Genomic DNA, 23,270 nt, shown 5'->3' with positions numbered 1-23,270 from the left:
GATTAGGGTCGAGGTCATGTCATTACGCGACCTGATCAGAATGGACCCGCCGGTTCCCACCCTGCGCGGACGCCGGGTGTTGATCACCGGGGCGGCCAGCGGAATCGGCTTGGCCACGGCACTTGCCGCGGCACGCGATGGCGCCGAACTCGTGTTGACCGACCTGCACGCCGACAAGCTCGACGAGGCGGTGACCACCGTCACCGAGGCCGGCGGGCACGTCGCCTTCCATTCCGCGGGCGACGTCTCCGACTACGAGTGGGTCCGCAGCTTTGCCCATGAGGTCGATTCCGAGGTCGGCGTGATGGACGTGGTGATGAACATCGCCGGTATCTCGGTCTGGGGCACCGTGGAGAACCTCGAGCACCGGCATTGGCGATCGGCCGTCGACGTCAACCTGATGGGTCCGATCCACATCATCGAATGCTTTGTGCCACAGATGGTTCGGCGGGGGCACGGCGGACATTTGGTGAATGTGTCGTCGGCTGCGGGACTGCTCGCCTTCCCCTGGCATGCCGCCTACAGCGCATCGAAGTTCGGTATCCGCGGGGTCTCGGAAGTTCTGCGATTCGACCTGCGTCGTCACCACATCGGGGTGTCACTGGTCTGCCCGGGTGCGGTCGCCACTCCCTTGGTCAACAGCGTCGAGATCGTTGGTATCGATCGCACGGACCCGCGGGTGGCCAAGCAGATCGATGCATTTCATCGCGTCTCGGTCACCCCCGACACCGCCGCCGCCGCGATCATCAAGGGGATCAAGAAGAATCGGTTCATGGTCTACACCTCCTTCGACATCCGGTTCGGGTATTGGTGGGCACGCAAGTTCGCGTTGCCCTACGAGATCGTCATGCGCATCGCCAACGATCGATTCGCACATCTCGCCCGGATCAGTGCGGTGTCGCGGACCGAGACCGTGCCGGCCGACCCGGATGCCGCGCGAGAGCGGTAACTCCTTGGACGAGAACGTCTTCCGCAAGACCCGCCGTGACGCCGACCCGGATTTCTTCGCGGCCGAGGCCGCCGGTCTACGGTGGCTGGCCGAGGCCGGAGCACCCGTCGTCGACGTCATCGCGGTGTGGGACAGCGGAATCGAGTTGCAGCGCTTGGACTCCGCCTTCCCCGACGCCGACGCCGCACGCGAGTTCGGCGCCGCTCTGGCGCGAATGCATGACGCGGGTGCCGACTCGTTCGGTGCGCCGCCCGCCGGATACCACGGACGACAGTTCATCGGCGAACGGCCGCTGAGTTCCCGCACCCACGCGAGTTGGGGCGCCTTCTACGCTGCCGAACGCGTCGAGCCCTACCTCGAACCCGCGCGCCGCGCCGGATATCTCACCGCCGACGACGAGGAACTGACCCGCTCGGCCTGTGCGGCCATCGCCGACGGAGTCTTCGACGACGACGAGCCACCGAGCCGGCTGCACGGGGACCTGTGGAGCGGCAACGTGATGTGGACACCCGACGGAGTGGTGATGATCGATCCGGCCGCCCACGGCGGTCACCGCGAGACCGACCTGGCGATGCTCGCGCTGTTCGGCTGTCCACAACTCGACGCCATCGTCTCCGCCTACGACCAGACCCACCCATTGGCGGCCGGGTGGCGCGACCGAATCCCGCTGCACCAACTGCATCCGCTGGCCGTCCACGCTGCAGGCCACGGACCCTCCTACGGGTCGGCGTTGGGGCGGGCGGCGCAGGCAACCCTCGCGCTCACCCGCTGAGAGGCTGACGGACAATCATCGGATGCACGCAGATTCCTCGTCGTCCGATACCGGGGTACTGGTCGTCTCCGCGACCCGGTCGGAGGCACGCCACATCCCCGACGGCACCCGGCTTCTGGTCACCGGCATCGGAAAGGTCGCCGCGTCGGTCGCGCTGACCCGAGAACTGAGCACCGGACCCGCGGTGACACGCATCGTCAACATCGGGACCGCCGGCGCGCTGCACGACCACCATCTGCCGGTCGGTCACGAGGGACTGTTCGTACCGTCGGCCGTCGTCGAACACGACATCAGCAGCACCGAGCTGCGGGCGATGGGGTATCCGATCGTCGACCGATGGGAGCTGCCGGACGGCGACGGCACCGTGCTTGCCACCGGCGACACCTTCGTCGCCGACCCGGTCCGCCGCGCCGAACTGGCCGCCGGCGCCGATCTCGTCGACATGGAGGGTGCGGCGATTGCCCATGTGGCGGCGGCGTTCGGGGTGCCCTGCCGGCTGGTGAAGGTGGTCACCGACGGCGCCGACGAAGGGGCGATGGACTGGCCGTCACTCGTCGACGAGGCGGCCCGCACGCTCGGGCGGTGGGTGTCCGAGCACCTTATTGCGTAGGAGGTACGTCGGCGCGACGTACCGAGGCGCCGGTCAGGAGCGGTTGCGTGAGCGCGTCGACTGATAGGCGGCGGCAGCGCCGGACTCGTACCGGTCGAGGTCCGCGGCCGCCGAGCGGGCGCGCGGGCGCGGTCGGTCGGCCTGATCCGCGGGGATGCGCGTGGTCTCCTCGGAGGTGACGGGGACCGGTCGTGCGGTGGGTCGGCCGGCATCGCCGGCACGACGACGCGGTGCCTCCGACGACTCGGTGGTCTTGCGGGCCGCGTCGCCGGCACGTGCTCGCCGGGGACGTGCCCGACCGGAGTCGTCGGTGGCGGTGGCTGCGGCGCCGACCACTGATGCGCTCGCGCGGGGCTTCGATGCGGTGCTGCGGGCGTCGGCGTCTTTCTGCCGGGCGGCGCGGCTGCTCGACGAGGTGCTCGTGGCAGCACGAGACGAACCCGTGCGCGCGGTCGCCGCGCGGCTGCTCGACGATGTGGCGGTCTCGGTCCGACGAGTGCGCGTGGCCTTGTCGCCCTCGGTGCGTGCGCCGGAGGCGCGTGTGCCCGCAGCGCGAGTGCTCTTGTTCGCGCGTCGTTTGGCCGGCGGCCGGTTGTTGCTCTTGCCGCCCCAGAGTTTCGCGTTCCAGCCCTCGGGCCGGGTCAGCAACCACCGGAGCAGAACCAGCACGAGCGTCACCACAAAGGTGATGGCCATCCACGGGAAGTTGGCGGCGATCGGTAGCAGCACCTTGAGTACCAAGGACTTGAGACCGGATGCGTTGCCGGCATTGAGGCTGTAGAGCGCCAGCACGCCGACGCAGAATGCGATCAGCGGCGGCTGGGCGGCCGCGGTGAATAACGCCCGGCGACGTACGGCGAGCGCGGCCAGGCAGCACCCGACCAGCAGGCAGAAATTGAACACCGCGCCGAGGTTGCCGTGATTCTTGGCGTCCATGATCGCGCCGATCGCGGTCAGCGCTGTCGCGATGAGGACGGCACCCCACCAGGGCACCCCACGGACGGTCGGCAGCACCGACTGCTGGTCCAGTGGCACCGCGGGAGAGCTTCGTTGCGGAAAGGGCACATGTAGACGGTACCGGGTGAAGCGCGATTTCCCGCCAACCGCCGGGTCATGTTGGCCGATCCGGCGACCCGATCGGGGCGCCATGTCCGTTCTGTGTGATGTGCGCGTCGAACTGCGCGATCGGGCTCGACCCGGCCCCGTGATCAGCCGTGCGGGTCTCGCGGACGGTGTCGTGAACCGTGCGGACCGTGGTGGGCTCCTCGAGATCGCCGAGCGCCTCCAGCGATGCCAGCCGGCGGGCGGTCACCCCGACCCGGGAATCCAGTGCTCCCACAGTGGAGTTGTAGGCATCGACCGCCCTGCGCAGCGACGTCCCGACCCGATCGAGATGGCCGAGTACCGAGTCGAGCCGATGATGCAGCTCGACGCCGAGCTCGTGGATCACCGCCGCGTCACGTGCCATCGCGTCGTGCCGCCAACCGAGCGCGACGGTGCGCAACAACGACACCAGACTCGACGGCGTGGTGAGCACCACATTCTTGGTGATGCCGAACTCGATGAGCGTGGGATCGGCGCGCACCGCCCACTCGAGCACCGCGTCGGCGGGCAAGAACAGCACGACCATCTCGGGGGTGTCGTCGAAGGCCGACCAGTATGACTTCGCCGAGAGCGCGGTGATGTGTGCGCGCACCGCGCGGGCATGGTCGGAGAGCAGGTCGCGCCGCATCTGCGGGTCCTCGCAGTCCGCGGCCTGCAGATACGCCTGCAGGGGCACCTTGGCATCGACGACGATGGCGCGGCCACCGGCCAGGTGCACCACCATGTCGGGGCGGACCGACCCGGCCTCCGAACTCGCCGACACCTGGGTGCTGAAGTCGCAGTGGCGGGTCATCCCGGCGAGTTCGACGACCCGCTCGAGCTGGACCTCACCCCACCGGCCCCGCAGATGCGGGGTGTGTAGTGCGTTGGTCAGTGCCCGGGTCTGATCGGAGAGCCGCGTCGACATCATCTGCATGCCCCGTACCTGCTCGGACAGGCCGGCGTAGGCACTCGTGCGGTCGCGTTCCACACGTCGTAGTTCGTCGGCCATCTGTCCGACCAGCGTGTGCAGTGGATCGACGATGTGACTGAGCTCGGCGCCGATCGCGTTCGACTGCCGCCGCGCTGCGTCTTCGGAGGCCGCCGCGAGCGACCGTCCGACCAGGTCCTGGGAGGACCGCAGCGCCGCGGTCTCGGCGCGTGCGGCGGCGACGGCGCCGGCCGATCGGCTCGTGCACGCGAGCCAACCGATTGCGACGCCAAGCACGATGCCGACGGTGAATGCGAGCACGATGCCGATCATGTCGGTGATCTTGCCCGCGACCACCGACAGAATCGGTTCGCCGCCCGCGATGCGGTCGTTCAGCCCGCGTCGGGGAGGGGTACCTCCTGGTCGGGTGTCTCCCGTTCGAGCAGCGACCGCTTGATGTCCAGTCCGTAACGGAATCCGCCAAGGCTGCCGTCGCGCCGCAGCACACGGTGGCACGGCACGAACAGTGCCGCGGCGTTGCGCGCGCAGGCCGAGGCTGCGGCCCGGATGGCGGCCGGTTCGCCGGCACGCTCGGCCAATTCGGTGTAGGTCACCGCGGTGCCCGCGGTGACCCCGCGCAATGCGGCCCAAGCCTTTTCGATGAACGGACCCGATCGTTGGACGACCGGTTGGGCCGCGGCCGGACCGAAGTCGTCGGCGTAGTAGGCCTCGACGGCCTCGGTGATCGTGGTCAATTCCGGTGTGCGGCCGAGCTCTGCGGGACCGCGCAGATCGTGTGGCCGCAGGTCGCGGTGCACGAGTGCGACCAGATATTCGGGGGTGTCGGTCCACCCCGATGCCAGGATGATGCCGTCGGTGTCGGCGACGACGGTGAATGCGCCGTCCGGCGTCGAGACCGTCGTCCACAGGCCGACGCCGTCCTTGGGGGTGGAAGTACCTGGGGTGGAAGTACTTGGGGTGGAGGGTGTTTCGAGGGTGTCGGTCATGAGGATGCTCCTAGGTGGTCGTGTCTGCGGTAGTGGTGGGCGGGGTACTGGCGTCTGAGGGGATGAGCCGATGGCGCCACAGGTGCATCGAGGCGTAGGAACGCCACGGTGCCCACTGGGCGGTGTCGTCGAGGTCGATGGCGAGATCGCGGGCGGCGTGGCGAACGACGAGGTCGTGCCGAAGGAGGACGTCGGGGTCACCGGTCACCTGCATCGTGACGTAGTCGGCGGTCCACGGCCCCACTCCGGGCAGGGCGAGTAATTGTGCATGAAGATCGGACGCATCGACCCCCATGTGTGGTTCCACCGAATGTTCGGCAATCGCCTGTGCCGCGCCGACGATCGCCGAGATCCGGCGGGCGGGCCCGGTCAGGATCGTGCTGCCGCGTTCGGCGATGGCGGCGGCCGTCGGGAACTGTCGCCACGATCGCGCACCGTCGTCGCCCCCGTCATCGCCGGCCGCCGTCGGCCAGTCTGTCGGCTCACCGAGGGCGTCGACCAGCCGCGTCACGTGCCGCCGCGCGGCGGCGACGCTGATCTGCTGGCCGATCATGGTGCGGATGAGTGACTCGCCGCCGTCGATGCTTCCGGGTACCCGAACCCCCGGTGCGACGCCGACGACCGGGCCGAGGGCCGGATCGGTGGACAGGGCGTCGGTTGCGGCCACGATGTCGGCGTCGAGGTCGAACAACCGGCGCAGTCGATTCACCGCGGCACTCAGGTCCCGGAGGTCCAGATGCTCGAGTCGCACGCGCAGGAATCCGTCGCCGGGCGTCGTCTCCGCCAGCGCCGGCCCGTGCGGAAGGGTCAACACGCGCTGATGAATCCACTGCCGATCGGCGTCGGGTCGATACCGCTCGACGCCGTCGACCGAGTGCGCGGCGAGATACCACCCGAACCAGGAGGTGTCGAACGGTTCGCGGTATGCCAGGCGCAGCGTGATCGCCGACGATCGCTCGCCTCTACCGGTGGCCGCGGATGCTGCGGTCGGGGTGTCGATGTCACTGCGGGAGTTGGCCCGTCGCAGCGAGCGCAGCGCGCGCGGGGTCAGGCCGAACACCTCGCGGATGGTGTCGTTGTACTGACGCACGCTGGTGAACCCGGCCGCGAAGGCGATGTCGGACATCGGTAGATCGGTGCACTGGATAAGGATTCGCGCGCTGGTCGCGCGATGCGCCCGGGCGAGGGCGAGCGGGCCGGCACCGAGTTCGGTGGTCAGCACCCGTGTCATATGCCGTGTCGAATACCCGAGTCGTCCGGCGAGACCACCGACCCCCTCGCGTTCGATGACCCCGTCGGTGATGAGCCGCATCGCCCGTGAGGAGAGATCCTTGTTGAGATTCCAGCGCGGTGAACCGGGAACCGCGTCCGGCAGGCAGCGCCGGCAGGCACGGAATCCGCCCGCCTGCGCGCCGGCCGCGGTCGCGACGAAGGCGACGTTCTCGGGTCGCGGGGTCTGCGCCGGGCACGACGGCCGGCAATAGATTCCGGTGGTGCGCACGGTGGCGAAGAACTGGCCGTCGAAACGCGCATCCCGTGCCTGCAGCGCGCGGTAACACCCTTCGAAATCGAGCCCCGTCGACGCCCGGACCGGGTCGGTGCCTGCCGTCGTCGAGGACTGGGGTGGCGCGTCGGTGGAAGCGGTCATGGCTCCACCCTCTCACCGCCCGGCGGGCTTTTCTGGCGGGAATCGGCCATCGCTTCACCGGACCGGCGACACTCGGTCGCCCAGGTTCGGCAATTGAGTGACGTAGCTAACACTTCGTGCCACGATGTCTGCATGAGCACGCAGTTCGACGGCCCTCGACAGCGAGGTCAGGAGCCGGAGACCCCGCTCGCGGAGTTGCCCGACTGGGGACTCGACATCATGCGCGGGTTGTACGGACCGGACACCATCGATGCCGAATGCGCCCGTCAGCGCAGGACACGGACACATCTCGCGGGCGCCGACTCGATCGAGACCGACGATCCGGTGCGTCCGCTGTCGCCGCTGGAGGCGGAGTTGGTCGCGGCCGATGCGCTCGGTGCGCTGGTGCTGCGCTTCCTGCGTCGTCGCTGACCGGCTTCGCTCGGCGTCACTGATCCGTTGCGCTGAGAAGGGCGAGCCCGCGCCGCGCCGCCCTCGCTCGGGAGTCTCGTCGTGGTGGTGTGTGAGGATCGTGGCGTGACCGATTCTGACGATTCGTCGCCGCTGCCCGACCCTGCTGCAGATGGCCCGGCCGACACCGGCGTCGCCACACCCGCTGCCCCCTCGAGAATGCAGGTGTTCCTGAGTGGCCTGCGGTCGACCTCGATCGTCGGGTTGCAGTTCATCCTGGTGGTCGGCGCCCTCTGGGTGGTGATGTGGGTGGTCGGTGAGGTCTGGGTGATCCTGCTCCCGGTCCTCCTCGCGATCATCGCGTGCACGTTGCTGTGGCCGCCGGTGCGCTGGCTGCGGGGACACGGGGTGCCGCCCGCCGGGGCCTCCCTGCTGATGATGCTCGTCGCGGTGGGCCTGCTCGGCGGGGTGATCGGGCTGATCGTGCCCTCGATCGTCGATCAATCGCCGGAGCTCGCCGACCGCACCGTCAGCGGTGTCCACAAACTCCAGGACTGGGTCCAGGGTCCGCCGCTGAATCTCGGCGATGAGCAGATCGACGGCCTGGTGTCGGCGATCACCCAACGTGTGCAATCCAGTGCCAGCACCATTGCGGCCGGGGTGTTCAGCGGTATCGGCACCGCGACGTCGGTGCTGATCACCCTGTTCACGACGCTCATCCTGGTGTTCTTCTTCCTCAAGGACGGCCCGCGCTTTGTTCCGTGGTTGCAGCGCACGATCGGGCATCCGGCGGGTGCGCACCTCGGCGAGGTGCTGTCACGGATGTGGAACTCGTTGGGCGGCTTCATCCGGACGCAGGCGATCGTCAGCTTCGTCGACGCCTCGCTCATCGGTGCGGGACTGTTCATCCTGCAGGTCCCCCTGGCGGGGGTGTTGGTGGTGATCACCTTCCTCGGTGGCTTCATCCCGATCGTCGGTGCCTTCGTCGCGGGCGCGCTCGCGGTGCTCATCGCGCTGGTGTCCAACGGACTCACCACGGCGCTGATCGTCCTCGGCATCATCCTCGCCGTACAGCAACTCGAGGGAAATGTGTTGCAGCCGTGGCTGCAGTCCAAGTCGATGGACCTGCATGCGGCGATCGTGTTGCTCGCGGTCACCCTGGGCGGCAGCCTGTTCGGGATCATCGGCGCATTCCTCGCGGTGCCTGCCGCGGCGACCATCGCCGTCATCCTGCGGTACCTCAACGAGCAGATCGCGATCCGGGTGGGGGAGAAGCCGCCACCTCTCGACGAGGCATCCGACGACGGCGGACCGGGTGTGGGAGCCAATGAGGACTCGGAGGACGCCGAGGACACCGGCGGGGCGGTGCCGGGCACCGCCTGAGTCCGTCACCGGCCTCGGTGTGCCGAGAGCTGCCCGATAGACTGGGCGCCCGTGAGTCTCACCCTCGGTATCGTCGGACTGCCCAACGTCGGCAAGTCCACCCTGTTCAACGCGTTGACCCGCAACGATGTGCTCGCCGCGAACTACCCGTTCGCCACCATCGAGCCCAATATCGGCGTCGTCGAGCTCCCGGACACACGGCTCGACCGTCTCGCCGAGATCTTCGGCAGTGAACGCATCCTGCCTGCGACCGTGTCGTTCGTCGACATCGCCGGCATCGTCAAGGGCGCGTCGGAGGGTGAGGGCATGGGCAACCAGTTCCTGGCCAACATCCGCGAGGCCGACGCGATCTGTCAGGTGGTGCGCGTGTTCGCCGACGACGACGTCGTGCACGTCGACGGTCGGGTGGATCCGCTCGCAGACATCGGGGTCATCGAAACCGAGCTGATCCTCGCCGACCTCCAGACCTTGGAGAAGGCGATTCCGCGGCTGGAGAAGGAAGCCCGCAAGAACAAGGACACCGCCGAGGTGCTCGCCGCCGCGCAGAAGGCGCAGGAGATCCTGAACAGTGGCACAACACTGTTCGCGCAGAATGATTCGTTCGACCTGTCGTCGGTGCGCGAACTGCATCTGATGACCGCCAAGCCGTTCCTCTACGTCTTCAACGCCGACGAGTCGGTGCTGACCGACGACGCGCGCAAGGCGGAGCTGAAAGCCGCTGTGGCACCAGCGGATGCGGTCTTCCTCGACGCCAAGGTGGAAAGCGAACTCCTCGAACTCGACGAGTCCGACGCGCAGGAACTCCTCGACTCCATCGGGCAGGACGAGCCCGGCCTGCGGTCGCTCGCGCGTGCCGGATTCCACACCCTGGGCCTGCAGACCTACCTCACCGCCGGCCCGAAAGAGTCGCGCGCGTGGACGATTCACAAGGGCGACACCGCGCCCCAGGCCGCAGGCGTGATCCACACCGACTTCCAGAAGGGCTTCATCAAAGCCGAGATCGTCTCCTTCGACGACCTCGACGCCGCCGGCTCGATGGCCGCAGCCAAAGCCGCGGGCAAGGTGCGCATGGAAGGCAAGGACTACGTGATGGCCGACGGGGATGTGGTGGAGTTCCGCTTCAACGTTTAGCGCTGGACATGGTGCGTCCTGGTTCGTCCCGCGATCAAGTCCATCGGCGACATGAACTCGCCGATCGGCGAAGTGAATCGCTTCGTTCATCGGAATCCTCTCTCCATGTAGGGCATCAGCTCCGATGATTCGGCGAGTCCCACGCCGGAGAGCCTGATGATGGGCACAATGGCTGATCGTGAACAGTGCAGGCGCAGTGCGCATTCGTCGGCCGGCCATGAAGTTGCCCCGGCGACCGGAATGGGTCGAGCGGTCCTCGCGGTCCCACTGGTACACCATCGCCGGAATCAGCTTCGGCGCGTTCATGATTCAGCTGGACTCGAGCATCGTCACACTGGCACTGCCGTCATTGCAGCGGTCCTTCGACGCGTCGCTCGCGTCGGCACAGTGGGTGTCGGTGGCCTACGTGCTGACGGTGGTGGCGCTGGTCGCGCCATGCGCGCGACTCGGTGACGGCTGGGGACGCAAGAACCTGTATCTCTACGGGTATGCGATGTTCACGGTCGGTTCGATTCTCTGCAGCATCGCGCCGGACCTCGCCTCGTTGATCGCGTTTCGGGTGCTGCAGGGCACCGGTGGAGCAGCGATTGCCGGCAACGCCATCGCAATGGTCACCGAGAACATTCCCAAGGAAAGATTGCGCGACGGGCTCGCCGTCCAAGCCGCCGTGCAGTCTCTGGGCCTGGCGCTCGGGCCGATGAGCGGTGGCTTCCTGGTCGACGCTTTCGGATGGAGGTCGATCTTCTGGGTGAACGTTCCGATCGGTGTCGTCGCGGTGGTCTCGGCGCTTGTGCTCCTGCCCGACGCGACACAACGGCGTTCGATGCCCCGATTCGACTGGCCCGGAACCACTCTGCTCACGCTGGCCGCCATCGGGCTGCTGGTCGGTCTGTCCGGGCTCTCCGGCTTGCCGCTGGGGTTGGTCGGGTCACTCATCCTGCTCGTGAGTCCCGCACTTATTCTCCCGGTGTTCTGGCGGAGAGAAAAGCGTGCGGGCGCACCGCTGATCGATCCGCCGACGCTGCGCACCCCACAGATCGCGATCGGCGCGCTGGGCGCCATGGTGAGTTATCTCTTGCTGATCGCGCCGACCGTGCTCATCCCGCAACTTCTCGTCCCACTGGGCTGGTCGGTGTCGGCGACCGGCGTGATCCTGTTCGCGATGCCCGCCGGATTCCTCACGGCGACCGTTGCCTCCACCGCGTGGCTGCACTCCTGGGCCGGAAACTCCATGCGCACCGATGTGGGATGTGTGGCGATTCTCGGAGCGATTGTGGCGCTCGCGTCCCGGCCGACCGAGATTGCGTGGATTGTCCCTGCATTGGCGGTCCTCGGCATCGGCCTCGGGGTGTACGTACCTGCCAACAACGCCTCGGTGATGGCCGCGGCCACAGCTCGCGGAACCGGTACCGCCGGATCGTTGATCGCATTGTCCCGCAATGTTGGAGTGGCCACCGGCGTTGCCGTTGTCACCTTGACCCTGCACGTTGCCGGACACGACAGCAGACGCGACGCATCCGATCCGGCCGGCGCGGCACACAATGCACTGGTGGGGGCGGCGCACTGGGCCTGGCTGGTGCTGCTCGGCTTCGCTGCTCTCGCAGCACTGGCTGCCCTCGCGTCGGCCGTCGCTGCAGGCCGTAGCGCCTCCGCGGCGAGTACCTGACTTGCCACGCGGGGGCGCGCCGCTCGGGTGAGCGGCAGGTCATCGATGCAGGCGCCAGGGCCTCACGTCGCACTGACCATGCGAATTGTCTCCGGTCGCGATGACGGTTCCGTCGTCGAGACGTCCGAGCGTGTGCGCAGATCCGGCCGCGACGGCAGTAACGCCACGCCACTCTGCGACCTCGCACTGTCGGTGGTGATTGTCGCCGACCGCCCGCACGGTTCCGTCAGCGAGGAGCGCCACCGTGTGGTGGCTGCCCGCCGACACCGCGACGACGGTGCGCCATCGGTTGACATCGCACTGGCCCCCGGTGTTGTCGCCGGTGGCCAGCGCGGTGCCGTCGACGCGCAAGCCGACGGTGTGCAGGTAGCCTGCGCCGATGCCGATCAGGTCGTGCCAGCCGCCGACCACACACTGCCCGCGCCGATTGCTGCCGGTGGATAGTGCTGTGCCGTCAGCCAATACGGCGACCGAATGCCAGTCTCCGCACGCGATCGAGATGGCGTCTTTCCACGCGGCCACATCACACTGACCCTCCGCGGTGCGACCGGTCGCGACAACGGTGCCATCCGAGCGGAGGCCGAGAGTGGTTCTCCATCCGGCTGCCACGGCGACGATCTCACGCCATCGGCCGATGTCGGTTTGTCCGTCACCGTTCCATCCTGTGGCGAGAACCGTTCCGTCGCTGCGCAACCCGACGCTATGGGAGCGGCCGGTATTGCGCGCGGCATGCACGTTGCCGGCAGCCACGGCACAGATACCCGACCACGACGAGACGTCACATTCGCCGGCGCGACCGTCGCCGGTCGCCGCTGCCGTCCCGTCCTCCCGACACGCGACCGAGTGTCGTCGGCCTGCGGCCAGCGTGTTCATGTGCGGGATCAGCCCAGTGACCCTGCGGCCGAGCGTAATTCGCTGAGCGCTTCGAGTACGAACGGCACGAGCGGCGCGCCGTCGTCCTTCTCGCCCTCGGTCCACTTCGCGTATCCCTGTTTGAAGGCGAGCACACCGAGTTCGGCGGCGACCCGCGCGGTCGCATCCGCAACGCCGCGGGTGATGAGGGCGTCGGTCATCGCGGCGGCGAGCCCGACGCTCTTGAGGGCGTCGCGCTCCTGGAGTTCGGTGCTGGCAGCGATCGCCGCGCTGAGTCTCGGTCCGAGTTCCCGATTCATCGGCCCCATCTCGCCGGCGGCACGCTCGAGACCCGCGCTGACCATGCCGAGTGGTGTCGCGTCGGCGGATACCTCGGCGATTCCCTCCGCCATCAGGCGGCTGAGCGTCTCCTGGCCGGCCACCAGCACCTCGCGCTTATCCGAGAAGTGCCGGAAGAAGGTGCTGCGGGTGACTCCGGCACGGTCGGCGATCTGCGCGACCGTCGTCGCGTCGTAGCCGTGTTCGTTGAACAGGTCCACTGCGGCGAGGACGAGGCGCTCGCGCGCGCCGGGTTCCCATCGAGCCATGTGGCCATCATAGTGATGCGACACATGTCCCGTCAGCGCGCTACAGTGATGAGACAACAGTCGCATCACTCGTCAGGAGAGATCCATGCACGTCTTCGTCACCGGTGGTACCGGCACCATCGGCTCCGCCGTCGTCTCAGAGTTGCTCGGTAACGACCACACCGTGCTTGGCCTCGCTCACTCCGACCGGTCCGCGCAGGCACTCGCCGACGCCGGTGCGCAGGTCTTGCGCGGCGGGTTGTCCGATCTCGACGTGCTGCGCTCCGGCGTCGCGCAGTCCGACGGCGTGATCAGCCTCGCCTTCGATCACGGCGACCACGGAGCCGACGCGTTGGCCGCGGCGATCACCCAGGAAACCGCCGCGTTGTCGGCGATCGGGGATGAGCTCATCGGCACCGACCGTCCGATCGTCACGGTGTCGGGCACGCCGTGGATTCCGGGGCGCGCGTCCACCGAGGCCGATCCGTTGCCCACCGACGGTCCCGTCGGCGGCCGGGCGCGATCGGTGATGGCGCTACTCGACCTCGCATCGAAAGGCTTGCGCCCCAGTGCGATTCGTCTGCCGCGGACGGTTCACAACCATGGTGAGGGTGGGTTCGCCGGCCTGCTGACCCAACAGGCACGACGCAGCGGCGTAGCGGGATACCCGGGCGACGGCACACAGCGCTGGCCGGCCGTGCACGCCCGCGACGCCGCGACACTGTTCCGCCTCGCGCTGGAATCGGCGCCGGCCGGGACAGCGTGGCACGCGGTCGCCGACGAGGGCGACACAGTCGCCGACATCATTTCGGTCATCGGCAGGCGGCTCGGACTGCCGGTGCAGCAGATTCCCACCGAGAGCTTCGGTGCGTTCGGTCCGATCTTCGCGGTGGATCAACCCTCGACGAGCACGCACACCCGCGAAGCGCTCGGTTGGACGCCGGCGCATCCGAGCCTGCTCGAGGATCTGGAGAACATCGAACCGTGAGACATAGGATTGGCGTCCGAGTTCGGTCCCGAAGCCGGGCCTCAGCGTCAGAAAGGCGAACCGATGACGACCGACGTCGATTCGTCCGACCGCGACTTCGGTGACGTCCACCGGATCGGTGTCGAGCGGGCCGGTGAGATTCTGACTCTTCAACGGGCCGCGTATGTCACCGAGGCGAAGCTGCACAACGACCTGCAGCTGCCCCCGCTGGATCAGACCGTCGACGAGATCGTCGACGAATTACGGAGCCCGGAGGTGATCGCCCTGGGAATCGCCTCCGGAGCACGTCTGGTCGCCGCAGTACGACTCACCCTGCACGGTGACACCGCTGAACTCGGTCGTCTCACGGTCGCGCCCGACCTGCAGGGGAGGGGTTTGGGCAGTCGTCTGCTCGACGCGGTCGACGTGTGGTTGCCCAGTGCTGTCACCAGACTCGAACTGTTCACCGGTGAGCGCAGTCTCGCGAACATTCGCCTGTATAACCGTTTCGGTTTTCGAGAGTTCCGTCGCCGGAATGTCGGGACCTACGACCTGGTCTTCCTTGCGAGAAAAGTCATCTCAGGCGAAACCGGGGGATAACGATGTGGTACCCGTGTGAGCCGAGGTGTTTCTGAATTGTCGCCCATCACCGATACTGCTTCGGTGACGAAGCGGACGATATGCGTGGCAATATCGGCGATCCTGGCTGTCGCGGGGTTGCTGTTCGCCGTTCCCGGGACGGCCGGAGCCGCACCACAATCCGGGTGGCGATACACGATGGTGGCGTTCAGCAACGCCAGCGATCGTGACATGGACGTCTACCAGTCCGTCGACGGCACTCATTTCGACGTCCTCCAGAAGGCGGCGTATCGTCCGCCGTCCGGGTTGGTGCGCGACCCACGGATCTTCCGCAGCACCGACGGGTCGTATTACCTCACCTACACCACGGCCGCCGGCGCCAGTATCGGGTTCGCGCGCAGCACCGACCTCACCCACTGGACGTTCATGCAGAACCTGGCAGTCCCGTTCTGCTGCTTCCTTCTTCCCGGTACCGGCGACGGCAAGGGATCGTTGGGTGCGCTGGGTTCGTCGGGTTCGGCCGGGTCGAGCGACCTGCCCTCACTGTCGCCGTTCACCACCAAGGCGTGGGCGCCGGACTGGTTCGTCGAGAACGGTCGCGTCAACATCATCTTGTCGATGTCGACCGGCGGTGGGTTCATCCCGTATCTGATGACGGCGACGGACTCCTCGCTGCGGAACTGGGGGCCGCCGGTGCCGCTCGCGGGAATCGGCGCCGACCACATCGACACCACCATCGTGAAGGCGGGTTCGACCTACCACGCATTCACCAAGAACGAGACCAAGAAGGTCATCGAGCACGCCGTCGCCCCCACCCTGGCCGGGCCCTACACCTTTGTCGCACCGGGTAATTGGGGCACCTTCGTGGAAGGGCCGTCGGTCATCCAACTGCCCGGTGGGGCATGGCGGATGTACTTCGACGCCTACACCAGGGGAAAATACCTCTACTCCGACAGTGGCGACGGTCTGCGGACGTGGACGGCTCCCAAAGAACTGCCGGGCCTGTCCGGAACGGTGCGACACGCGGGAGTGATTCGCGAGCCGGTGTGATGCGGGAACTCACCACGTCGCGGACCGCAGTACAGCGAGGAGTGCTGCCTCGGCGCGCGTCGCCGGCCGCCGCCGGGTGATCACCACGACCTCGGTGAGTCCCGGGTCGGGCAGGCCGTCGAGTTCGACGACGTCGGCGGGCAGGAGCCGACGCGCATGCACCATCACACCGAGCCCGGCCAGCACCGCGGCGCGCAACCCCTGCTGATTGTTGGAGACACAGGTGATGCGGTGATCGAGCCCCGCGTCGGCGAGTGCGGCGAGCGCAGCGGTGCGCGAGATGCTGGGTTCGGGAAAGGTCACGAGTGGAATCGGGTCACCAGGCCGCAGGACAGTGTCCGGCGCGCCCGCCCAGACCAGCGGTTCGGTGAAGATCAACTGTCCGTGCCGTTGGCCCGGATTGCGTTTGGCCAAAACCAGATCTAGTGAACCCGCACGTAGGCTCGTGTGGAGGTCCTCGCTGAGTCCGATGGTCAGCTCGATATCGACGCGCGGGTGGTCGGTCCGGAAGCGGCGCAGGATCTCTGGCGTCCCCGTGGCCACAAGGTCCTCCGACACCCCGAAGCGGATGCGTCCGGTGATGCCGTCATCGGTGAAATAACTCAGCGCGCGATCGCACTCGTCGAGGATGGAGCGGGCGAAGCCGGCCATCACCGAGCCGTCCGCGGTCAGCTCGACCGAGTGCGTATCGCGTCGCAACAGCGTTCTGCCGACCTGTTTCTCCAGGCGGGCGATGTGGCCGGACACAGTGGATTGCCCGACGTCGAGCTGGCGTGCCGCGGCTGAGAACCCGCCGGTGTGGACGACGGTGAGGAAGGTGCGCAGCGCGGTGGGATCGAGCACACATCTCAGGCTAGTTATCGACAAACTCGATCACAATAATCGTGATCAACGTGTTTCCGAATGGCTCCGACGGGCGTTGACTTATGTCTCATGCGACTGCTCAGGAAGCTCCCCATCGACGGATTCGTGCTCTCGATCCTCGTGACGGTGGCGCTCGCATCGGTGTTTCCGGTCGCGGGCGCGGCGGCGACGATTCTCGACGGAATGGTGAAAGCGGCCATCGCGCTTCTGTTCTTCCTCTACGGCACGCGGCTCTCGCCCGCCGAGGCGATGGCGGGAGCACGCCATTGGCGACTGCATCTGACGGTTCTGGCGGTCACCTTCGTCGTGTTCCCGCTGATCGGCCTCGCGCTGCGGGTGCTGACCCCACACGTGCTGAGCAGTGCCCTCTACACCGGTGTGCTGTTCGCCTGTCTCGTGCCGTCCACGGTGCAGTCGTCGATCGCGTTCACCTCGGTTGCCCGCGGAAACGTCCCGGCGGCCATCGTGTCGGCGTCGTTGTCGAACCTTCTCGGAGTCGTGCTGACCCCTTTGCTCGTCGTCGCCCTCATGACCACCACCGGCGGAGTCCACGTGAGTGCGGAATCGTTCGGCGAGATCATCCTTCAGTTGCTGCTTCCGTTCCTTGCCGGCCAAGTGTGTCGGCCGCTGGTCGCCGGACTGCTCGGACGACACCCCTTGCTGACCAAGACCGTCGACCGCGGCTCGGTGCTGCTGGTCGTGTACTCCGCGTTCAGCGCCGGTATGGCCGAGCACATCTGGTCGTCGGTCAGCGTGGGGTCGATCGCCGTGGTGATGGCGGTGTGCGCAGGCGTCCTCGGAGTGGTGTTGGTGTTGTCCCGATGGGCTGCAAAGGCTTTGGGCTTCGGTCGCGACGACGCCATCGTCATCCAGTTCTGCGGATCGAAGAAGAGTCTGGCCGCCGGTCTGCCCATGGCCGCAGTACTCTTCGCTGGAGCGCCGGTGGGCCTGATCATCCTGCCCTTGATGATCTTTCATCAGATCCAATTGCTGGTGTGCTCGATGCTCGCCGCCCACCACGGCCGTATGGCAGCTGAGCGCGCAGGTACCCCGAGCGATGACCCGACTCTGGATTTCGTGGTCCGTTCTCCGTAGGGTGTGCGCCACGGAGATTTCGCCACGAGGAGGTCGGCGCATGGGACAGTTGATGTACACCACCAGCATGTCCCTCGACGGCTACGTCGCCGACGCCGATGGCGATTTCGGTTGGGGTGCTCCGGATGCGGAGATCTTCGACATGCATGTTGATCGGATGGCGGAGACCTCCGCAGAGGTGTTGGGCCGCAAGACCTATGACCTGATGCGGTATTGGGAGAGCCCTCCGGAGGACGGGAGCTGGACGGCTGCAGAACATGAGTTCGCCCGCCGATGGCAGACGATCGAGAAAGTGGTCGTGTCGACGACGATGAGTCCCGACGATCTCTCCTCCGATCGCTCGCGGTTGGTACGAGAGCTCGACACCGCAGAACTACGGCAGCTCACCGAGAGCGCTCCTGGCTCGGTCGAGATCTTCGGGCCGACCACCGCGGCTACTGCAATCCGCGCCGGAATGGTCTCCGGTTTCCGGCTGGTCGTCGTCCCCGTGATCGTCGGAGGGGGACTGCGTGCCCTGCCCGCCGACGCTGCCCTCGACCTTCGGCTCATCGAGCAGCGGACCTTCGCCAACGGCACCGTCTATCTGCATTACGCCCCTAGGTGAGGGTGCGCTGGGCATCGCTATCTGCCGCTCATTCCTCTCACCGAATTGCTCGCTCCTTCCCCCCCGGATGTTCGGCCCTTCCCCCCGATGGTCGAGGTGCGAGCCGCGTGCGGCGAGCCTCGAGACCGCTTGCGCCGGTGCTGGTTCGGTTCCACGGGTGGTGGGGATACTCATCGGCGAGAGGGGTCTCGAGGCTCGTCGCTATCGCTCCTCGGCACCTCGACCATCGGATGGGAAGGCCCGGAGCGTCACTCGAACGCTTCCCCCCGATGGTCGAGGTGTGAGCCGCGTGCGGCGAGCCTCGAGACCCTGGTGAGATGACAAGTATCGCAACCACATCCACTACCCACCCGACGTAATCGAGCGCCCGGTCGACGAAGTTTAACGCCCAGTCGACGCAATAGAGCGCCCAGTCGAATCGCCCGAAAAAGTTGTCCACAGATTTCCCGAGCCGCGCGATCGTCGGACCGGTTTTGTCGGTACCCCTTCGTACACTTGTTCTCATCACGTCCGATCGTGGGAGGGGAGGTTTTGGGTGTCGACGACGTTGACGTTCACTGATCCGGATGCCGACGCTGCCGCGATCGCCGCAATGTCGCGCGATGAGCTCACCGAGACCGGTCCGGACCTGCTACGCGAGTCCCGCAAATACGAAGCCCGGACGGTGCTTGCTGCCGCCGCGTTGGCGGATCGGGTGTATCGGGAGCGTTTGGCGGGCCAGTCCGAGGTCGAGGTGTGGGGCTCGGTGATCGAGCACGCCGACAAACTCGCACGCGCCGAAGTGTCTCTGCAATTCAAGGTCTCCCGCAGCAAAGCCGGCAGCTGGATAGCTCTGGCGGACCTCCTCAAAGAACTCCCCCTGATCCGCGCTGCGTATTTGAACGGGGAACTGTCCACCAACCGGGCCTCGATCATGGCGCGCTGCGCCCAACGTGGCGCGGACACCGACACCGACAGCGACAGCGTCGATACCGGTGACGAGTCCGAGATGTCCTTCGAAGAGATCGTCCTGGACTACGGATCCCGCGCCACCACCGATCCGGTTCTGGCGCAACAGCTCGACGCTGCGTTGATTTCAATGAACCCCGACAGTGTCACCGAGGAACGCGAAGACATCGCCGACCTGGTGGGACACGTGACCATCACCTCCGATGTCGCTGGACACTCCTCTCTGGGTGCGGTTGTTCCCGCCCATTATGGGGTGTTTCTCACGACGCAGATCAACGCGCTCATCGATGAACGGACCTGCCGCAAGGACACCCGCCGCGTGGGATCGCTGCGGGTGATCGCACTTGGTGAGATCACCGGCGTCCCGGGGGCGCACCTCGACTGTGAATGCGGACAAGATGATTGCCCGAAACGAGGTGGTGGCACCGACAGCAACGGGTCGGCCGAAACACCCTCTGACGCCGAGGACGCGGCAGAGTGGGACAACTTGCTCCCCGAACCCGCTGACGCGGATGCGCCTGAAGTCGAGGACATCGAAGCTTCCAGTGCGCCGGCCCCTTCCAATGCGCGGGCACAGGAACCTGTCGATGTGGTGGAGCCGGTCGTCGAACCCGACATCCCCGATCCCATGGATGAGCCGACGCCGGAGGAGGTGCCGGTGGCGTTCGGGCGGGCCTTGGTGGTGCCCGGGGCACCTGTGTTGACGGTGTTGAAGGATCCGGACGGGATTCTCGTGCCCCGGTTGCAGGGGTACGGGCCGATCGACCGCGACTACGCCACCACCCTGTCCGAGGTCGCGAAGACCATCCATTACCCCGAATCCGCCCGTGCCGCGGGACCACTCATCCCGCAGATTTCCGACCGGCCGCAAGCCCCGCCGGCGGATCCGACCGGACACGGTGGTCACACCGTGCCGCCACCTGGGGCATTGACGTATGCACCCAGCGCCGCGTTGCGCGCTGAGGTGTTGGCCAATGATGCGTGGTGCCGGTTTCCGTTCTGCGGGAGGCCGTCACACCTGTGCGACCTCGACCATTGGCGGCCGTTCAACCACACCGACCCCGAGGCCGGGGGCTGGACGGTGCTCAGTGATCTGATCCCGCTGTGTCGGGCTGATCATCAACGCAAGCATCTCGCGGAGTGGGTGCCGACGCTCTACACCGATCGGCGGGTGGAGTGGCGGAGTCGGCGGAGTGGGCAGGTGATTGTCACCTATCCGCGGTGACGGTCGCTTTTGCTGTGGGGTGGAACCAGCTGTGACTCAACGGGACGTGAGGCTCCTCGCTGGCGCTCGTCGCACCTCGACCACCAGACAAAGGACACCTCGACCATCGGGGGTAAGAAGGGCGTCATCGGGGGCGAGGTCCTCGACAGGTGATCAGCCGGGCGGCCGTCCCGCCGCGATCTGCACGAGCGCCCGGACACTGACGTCGCGGGCGCGGCGGCGGGATTCGGCGAGCGGATTGTCGGAGGGCACGAGTAGACGTAAACCCTTGTGGTGGCTGCGGAACCGCAGCGGCGTGGTGAGTTCGAGGGCTTCTCCGTCGACGCCCGCATAGGCGGTACCGCCACCCGAGGAGACCTCGAAGGTCGGGGTGGTGAACTCGTGCCAGTGCGGACTGGTCTTACGCAACCCGACGGCCGACAGGGCGACCAGTGTGGCCGCTTCGGCGCCGGTCCGCGGCGACACGGCGACGACGCCGAGGAGGCCGGTATCCATCCGTCGTCGTTCACCGGCGTCGAGAAGCGCGCCGGAGTACGGGTTGTTGGACACCAGGATCAGGAACGCGCCGTCCACCGCAGTACCGTCGGCCGAAGTGAATTGCAGGTCGAAGGGTTCTGCGCTGTTGCCGAGGAGTTCGGGCAGCAGCGCCGCGGTGGTTTGAGCCTTGTCGTCGCGGTAGGAATCCTGCTGCACGATCGTTGCGTACACGCCGAGCGAGACGTTGTTGACGAACAGACGTCCGTTGACGGTGGCGTAATCGACGCGACGGATCACGCCGTTGGTGAAGGCTCGCACGTTGCGCCGCGGGTCGGACCGATCGAGCCCGAGATCCAGGGCGAAATGGTTGCGGGTGCCCGCGCTGACGCAGACGAACGGCAGGTCGTGCTCGATCGCGATGGCGGCGACGAGCGCCTGCGAACCGTCACCGCCGGCCATCCCCAGACAGTCCGCGCCGCGTGCCACCGCGTCGCGTGCGAGTTGTTCGAGGTCGTCGTCGGGTCCCAGGACGACGGTCTCGACACCGATCCGGTGTGCTGCCTCGACGAGTTCGAACCGATCGACCTTGCCGCCACCGGATTTCGGGTTGCAGATCAGAACCGGATGCCGGGGCCGCCACGGCGCGTGCATCAGATCCAGCTCGTGCAGATGCGGCGTCAGGGCGTAACGGGCCGAGACGACGGCGATCACCCCGAGCGCGACGGCGACGAACAGGTGCACGACAAAAGCGCCGAAATCAACGACGGCCAGCACCAACGCACTGATGAGCGCTGCGACCCCGAGCACCCCGACACCGATACCGACGCCGCGTCGGACCCCGCGTTCGGTGATCGCCCACCATGCGCCGAGGGCTGCGACGGCCAGACCCGCCACGCCGAGCACGAAATGCAGACCGCTGTTGACCAGGAACACCAGGATCGCCACCAGGAGTCCGGCCGCGGCCAGCAACGCGACGACGGCACTGATCCGTCGCTGACGGCTCACGGGGAGTCGGGGTCGGAGGTGATCAGAGCGCAGATCTCGGCGTAGCGCAGCAGAAAACGCTTCTCGTCGAGACGTTTGCGGCGCATCCACGAGGTGACCTCGGTATTGCACTTACCCGCGTTGCACGACCGGCAACTCGGCACCACGTTACAAGCGGTGTACCGGCCGCCCCGGGAAATGGCGAGAACGCAATCCTTCTGTAGCGCAACGCCATCAGCCTCGCAGTAGGCGCATCCACCCCACAGTGAGACCAACTGCTCCCACTGCTCGGGGGTGAGGTCATGGGTGACCGCGTCCATTCTGCGCCGACGACGTTTCGCGTAGCGGCGGGCACGGGTGCGGTTGGCGGGCACGACGATCAGGGTAGGCCATCACTGGATCTCATGCGCTGAGGCCGGCCGGCACGAGACCACTCGGGGTGTACTTCTCGCGCCGGATGTTGCGCGCGGGCATGCGCCGGCGTTTGCATGCCTTCACCCCGGCGTCCACCATCGCCGGCGGTCCACACAGGTAGGCGACGTACCCGCGCAGCGATGCGAAGTCGTCGAGCACCGCGTCACCCACGTAGCCGGTACGCCCGACCCACTCGGATCGGCTCAGACACGGGACATAGGTGAGCCCGCGGTGGCGCTCGGCCAGCTCTTGCCAGAACTGCTGATGGTAGAGGTCGGCCTCGTGGCGGACCCCGTGGTACAGATGGATCTCGCGGTCGGGATCGTCGGTGAGAGCCTGCGCCGCAATCGATGTCAGAGGTGCCAGACCGGTGCCGCCCGCGAGCAACAGCATCGGCGTCTCGGGCTCGTCGGCACCGGGCTCGTACGCGAAGTCACCCCACGGACCGCGCATCTCGAGTTCGTGGCCGACATCGAGACCGCCGAAGATCCACCCGTCGGTCGCCACACCACCGGGGACCCGGCGGATCTGGAACTCCAGCCTGCTCGCCGACGCCGGTGGATTGGCCATCGAGTACTGACGCCACTCTCCGGTGCCCGGAACCGCGATCTCCATGTACTGGCCGGCCGAGAAGTCCAGTGGCTCATCGATATCCACGAGCACGGTGACCGTGTCGTGGGCCACGGTCTCGATGCCGTGCACGGTCCCGGCCACATCGCGCAGTCGGTGCCGAGGGCCGGTCTGTTCGGGCGCTTCCACCTCGATCGTGGTGTCCGAGCGCGGACGCGACTGACACGCCAGGACGAATCCACGCGCCTGATCGTCGGCGCCGAGCACCGTCTCCGGGACCTCGGGAGCATCGACGGTGCCCGAACACAAGCGCACCTTGCATGTTCCGCACGTCCCCTGATTGCACGAATTGGGCAGATAGACGCCGTTACGCAGGAAGGCGTCGAGCAGTGGCTGATCTTCAGCGCAGGTCACGCTCGCCGACGCGGCACCCACGACGTCGACGCGATGGGCTTGCGAGCCGGTCGTATCGGAAACAGCCATC

The 23,270-nt window shown here is 67.0% G+C and carries 23 protein-coding genes; 13 read left to right on the top strand and 10 right to left on the bottom strand.

The window, feature by feature from the left end; all coding sequences use genetic code 11:
* The first annotated feature begins 16 nt into the window (after positions 1-16).
* The 3 genes from P3L18_RS19170 to P3L18_RS19160 are packed head-to-tail and all read left to right on the top strand — an operon-like array spanning position 17 to position 2,331.
* On the top strand, positions 17-949 hold the full coding sequence (locus P3L18_RS19170) for an SDR family oxidoreductase (RefSeq protein ID WP_014360691.1): 933 nt from the start codon (positions 17-19) through the stop codon (positions 947-949).
* Positions 930-1,721, top strand: coding sequence for a fructosamine kinase family protein (locus P3L18_RS19165; protein WP_238534721.1), 792 nt, complete (start codon positions 930-932; stop codon positions 1,719-1,721). Before P3L18_RS19170 ends, P3L18_RS19165 begins: the two co-directional genes overlap by 20 nt.
* 22 nt (positions 1,722-1,743) lie before the next feature.
* Complete coding sequence (locus P3L18_RS19160) at positions 1,744-2,331, top strand: nucleosidase (protein WP_006367721.1); 588 nt, start codon at positions 1,744-1,746, stop codon at positions 2,329-2,331.
* Between the two features lie 33 nt (positions 2,332-2,364).
* Here the strand turns inward: P3L18_RS19160 and P3L18_RS19155 are convergent, their stop codons facing one another.
* From P3L18_RS19155 to P3L18_RS19140, 4 genes are read right to left on the bottom strand one after another with little or no spacing between them, the layout of a single operon-like run.
* Positions 2,365-3,396 (bottom strand): DUF6542 domain-containing protein, encoded by a 1,032-nt coding sequence (locus P3L18_RS19155; protein ID WP_276114923.1) that lies wholly within the window; start codon positions 3,394-3,396, stop codon positions 2,365-2,367.
* A 46-nt stretch (positions 3,397-3,442) separates the two neighbouring features.
* Positions 3,443-4,678, bottom strand: a complete 1,236-nt coding sequence (locus P3L18_RS19150) for a DNA recombination protein RmuC (protein ID WP_276114931.1) — start codon at positions 4,676-4,678, stop codon at positions 3,443-3,445.
* 59 nt (positions 4,679-4,737) lie between these two features.
* Complete coding sequence (locus P3L18_RS19145; RefSeq protein WP_079930417.1) at positions 4,738-5,352, bottom strand: methylated-DNA--[protein]-cysteine S-methyltransferase; 615 nt, start codon at positions 5,350-5,352, stop codon at positions 4,738-4,740.
* Positions 5,353-5,362: 10 nt separating this feature from the next.
* Positions 5,363-7,000 (bottom strand): Ada metal-binding domain-containing protein, encoded by a 1,638-nt coding sequence (locus tag P3L18_RS19140; protein ID WP_079930416.1) that lies wholly within the window; start codon positions 6,998-7,000, stop codon positions 5,363-5,365.
* 132 nt (positions 7,001-7,132) lie between these two features.
* On the opposite strand from P3L18_RS19140, the gene P3L18_RS19135 reads away from it, so the two are divergent.
* The 4 genes from P3L18_RS19135 (at position 7,133) to P3L18_RS19120 (ending at position 11,570) form a co-directional block, all read left to right on the top strand.
* Entirely contained in the window at positions 7,133-7,411 is a 279-nt protein-coding gene (locus P3L18_RS19135; protein ID WP_014360687.1) for a hypothetical protein, read from the top strand.
* Between the two features lie 198 nt (positions 7,412-7,609).
* Positions 7,610-8,773 (top strand): AI-2E family transporter, encoded by a 1,164-nt coding sequence (locus P3L18_RS19130; RefSeq protein ID WP_231386950.1) that lies wholly within the window; start codon positions 7,610-7,612, stop codon positions 8,771-8,773.
* Between the two features lie 51 nt (positions 8,774-8,824).
* Positions 8,825-9,904, top strand: coding sequence for a redox-regulated ATPase YchF (gene ychF / locus P3L18_RS19125; protein WP_006367714.1), 1,080 nt, complete (start codon positions 8,825-8,827; stop codon positions 9,902-9,904).
* Between the two features lie 178 nt (positions 9,905-10,082).
* Positions 10,083-11,570: an MFS transporter gene (locus P3L18_RS19120; RefSeq protein WP_139765895.1), complete on the top strand. Its 1,488-nt coding sequence runs from the start codon at positions 10,083-10,085 to the stop codon at positions 11,568-11,570.
* Between the two features lie 39 nt (positions 11,571-11,609).
* Here P3L18_RS19120 and P3L18_RS19115 read toward each other — a convergent pair whose 3' ends face one another.
* On the bottom strand, positions 11,610-12,443 hold the full coding sequence (locus tag P3L18_RS19115; RefSeq protein ID WP_079932049.1) for a chromosome condensation regulator: 834 nt from the start codon (positions 12,441-12,443) through the stop codon (positions 11,610-11,612).
* An 8-nt stretch (positions 12,444-12,451) separates the two neighbouring features.
* Positions 12,452-13,030, bottom strand: coding sequence for a TetR/AcrR family transcriptional regulator (locus P3L18_RS19110; RefSeq protein ID WP_079932048.1), 579 nt, complete (start codon positions 13,028-13,030; stop codon positions 12,452-12,454).
* Between the two features lie 85 nt (positions 13,031-13,115).
* On the opposite strand from P3L18_RS19110, the gene P3L18_RS19105 reads away from it, so the two are divergent.
* From P3L18_RS19105 to P3L18_RS19095, 3 genes are all read left to right on the top strand, one after another.
* A complete protein-coding gene (locus P3L18_RS19105; RefSeq protein WP_276114922.1) occupies positions 13,116-13,997 on the top strand; it encodes an SDR family oxidoreductase in 882 nt (293 codons plus the stop codon).
* A gap of 63 nt (positions 13,998-14,060) precedes the next feature.
* The gene (locus P3L18_RS19100; RefSeq protein WP_079932046.1) at positions 14,061-14,576 is read left to right on the top strand and encodes a GNAT family N-acetyltransferase; all 516 of its coding nucleotides are present in this window, start codon (positions 14,061-14,063) and stop codon (positions 14,574-14,576) included.
* Between the two features lie 84 nt (positions 14,577-14,660).
* The gene (locus P3L18_RS19095) at positions 14,661-15,605 is read left to right on the top strand and encodes a glycoside hydrolase family 43 protein (protein ID WP_079932045.1); all 945 of its coding nucleotides are present in this window, start codon (positions 14,661-14,663) and stop codon (positions 15,603-15,605) included.
* Positions 15,606-15,614: 9 nt separating this feature from the next.
* On the opposite strand, the gene P3L18_RS19090 is transcribed toward P3L18_RS19095, so the two are convergent.
* Positions 15,615-16,448, bottom strand: coding sequence for a LysR substrate-binding domain-containing protein (locus P3L18_RS19090; protein WP_006367706.1), 834 nt, complete (start codon positions 16,446-16,448; stop codon positions 15,615-15,617).
* Positions 16,449-16,538: 90 nt separating this feature from the next.
* Between P3L18_RS19090 and P3L18_RS19085 the strand changes: the two genes are divergently transcribed.
* The 3 genes from P3L18_RS19085 (at position 16,539) to P3L18_RS19075 (ending at position 20,341) form a co-directional block, all read left to right on the top strand.
* Complete coding sequence (locus P3L18_RS19085) at positions 16,539-17,564, top strand: bile acid:sodium symporter family protein (protein ID WP_276114921.1); 1,026 nt, start codon at positions 16,539-16,541, stop codon at positions 17,562-17,564.
* A gap of 40 nt (positions 17,565-17,604) precedes the next feature.
* Positions 17,605-18,168: a dihydrofolate reductase family protein gene (locus P3L18_RS19080; protein WP_276114920.1), complete on the top strand. Its 564-nt coding sequence runs from the start codon at positions 17,605-17,607 to the stop codon at positions 18,166-18,168.
* A 535-nt stretch (positions 18,169-18,703) separates the two neighbouring features.
* Positions 18,704-20,341, top strand: a complete 1,638-nt coding sequence (locus P3L18_RS19075) for an HNH endonuclease signature motif containing protein (RefSeq protein WP_276114919.1) — start codon at positions 18,704-18,706, stop codon at positions 20,339-20,341.
* Between the two features lie 153 nt (positions 20,342-20,494).
* Here P3L18_RS19075 and P3L18_RS19070 read toward each other — a convergent pair whose 3' ends face one another.
* The 3 genes from P3L18_RS19070 to P3L18_RS19060 are packed head-to-tail and all read right to left on the bottom strand — an operon-like array spanning position 20,495 to position 23,269.
* The gene (locus tag P3L18_RS19070) at positions 20,495-21,823 is read right to left on the bottom strand and encodes a diacylglycerol kinase family protein (RefSeq protein WP_276114918.1); all 1,329 of its coding nucleotides are present in this window, start codon (positions 21,821-21,823) and stop codon (positions 20,495-20,497) included.
* Entirely contained in the window at positions 21,820-22,176 is a 357-nt protein-coding gene (locus P3L18_RS19065) for an HNH endonuclease (protein ID WP_276114917.1), read from the bottom strand. Before P3L18_RS19065 ends, P3L18_RS19070 begins: the two co-directional genes overlap by 4 nt.
* Before the next feature lie 28 nt (positions 22,177-22,204).
* Positions 22,205-23,269, bottom strand: coding sequence for a 2Fe-2S iron-sulfur cluster-binding protein (locus P3L18_RS19060; protein WP_276114916.1), 1,065 nt, complete (start codon positions 23,267-23,269; stop codon positions 22,205-22,207).
* Position 23,270 lies beyond the last annotated feature (1 nt).

It is taken from the genome of Gordonia sp. N1V, from assembly GCF_029269935.1.
GTDB lineage: Bacteria > Actinomycetota > Actinomycetes > Mycobacteriales > Mycobacteriaceae > Gordonia > Gordonia polyisoprenivorans.
The sequence above is the reverse complement of the archived record's forward strand: the minus strand, read 5'-3'. Positions and strand labels throughout refer to the sequence as shown.

Bases quoted from the DNA above. Each gene is read 5' to 3' on its own strand.
- P3L18_RS19085 (WP_276114921.1), top strand. From the start codon at position 16,539: ATGCGACTGCTCAGGAAGCTCCCCATCGACGGATTCGTGCTCTCGATC.
- P3L18_RS19170 (WP_014360691.1), top strand. From the start codon at position 17: ATGTCATTACGCGACCTGATCAGAATGGACCCGCCGGTTCCCACCCTG.
- P3L18_RS19135 (WP_014360687.1), top strand. From the start codon at position 7,133: ATGAGCACGCAGTTCGACGGCCCTCGACAGCGAGGTCAGGAGCCGGAG.
- P3L18_RS19110 (WP_079932048.1), bottom strand. From the start codon at position 13,030: ATGGCTCGATGGGAACCCGGCGCGCGCGAGCGCCTCGTCCTCGCCGCA.
- P3L18_RS19145 (WP_079930417.1), bottom strand. From the start codon at position 5,352: ATGACCGACACCCTCGAAACACCCTCCACCCCAAGTACTTCCACCCCA.
- P3L18_RS19105 (WP_276114922.1), top strand. From the start codon at position 13,116: ATGCACGTCTTCGTCACCGGTGGTACCGGCACCATCGGCTCCGCCGTC.
- P3L18_RS19130 (WP_231386950.1), top strand. From the start codon at position 7,610: ATGCAGGTGTTCCTGAGTGGCCTGCGGTCGACCTCGATCGTCGGGTTG.
- P3L18_RS19165 (WP_238534721.1), top strand. From the start codon at position 930: ATGCCGCGCGAGAGCGGTAACTCCTTGGACGAGAACGTCTTCCGCAAG.
- P3L18_RS19115 (WP_079932049.1), bottom strand. From the start codon at position 12,443: ATGAACACGCTGGCCGCAGGCCGACGACACTCGGTCGCGTGTCGGGAG.
- P3L18_RS19100 (WP_079932046.1), top strand. From the start codon at position 14,061: ATGACGACCGACGTCGATTCGTCCGACCGCGACTTCGGTGACGTCCAC.
- P3L18_RS19080 (WP_276114920.1), top strand. From the start codon at position 17,605: ATGGGACAGTTGATGTACACCACCAGCATGTCCCTCGACGGCTACGTC.
- P3L18_RS19160 (WP_006367721.1), top strand. From the start codon at position 1,744: ATGCACGCAGATTCCTCGTCGTCCGATACCGGGGTACTGGTCGTCTCC.
- P3L18_RS19060 (WP_276114916.1), bottom strand. From the start codon at position 23,269: ATGGCTGTTTCCGATACGACCGGCTCGCAAGCCCATCGCGTCGACGTC.
- P3L18_RS19140 (WP_079930416.1), bottom strand. From the start codon at position 7,000: ATGACCGCTTCCACCGACGCGCCACCCCAGTCCTCGACGACGGCAGGC.
- P3L18_RS19150 (WP_276114931.1), bottom strand. From the start codon at position 4,678: ATGATCGGCATCGTGCTCGCATTCACCGTCGGCATCGTGCTTGGCGTC.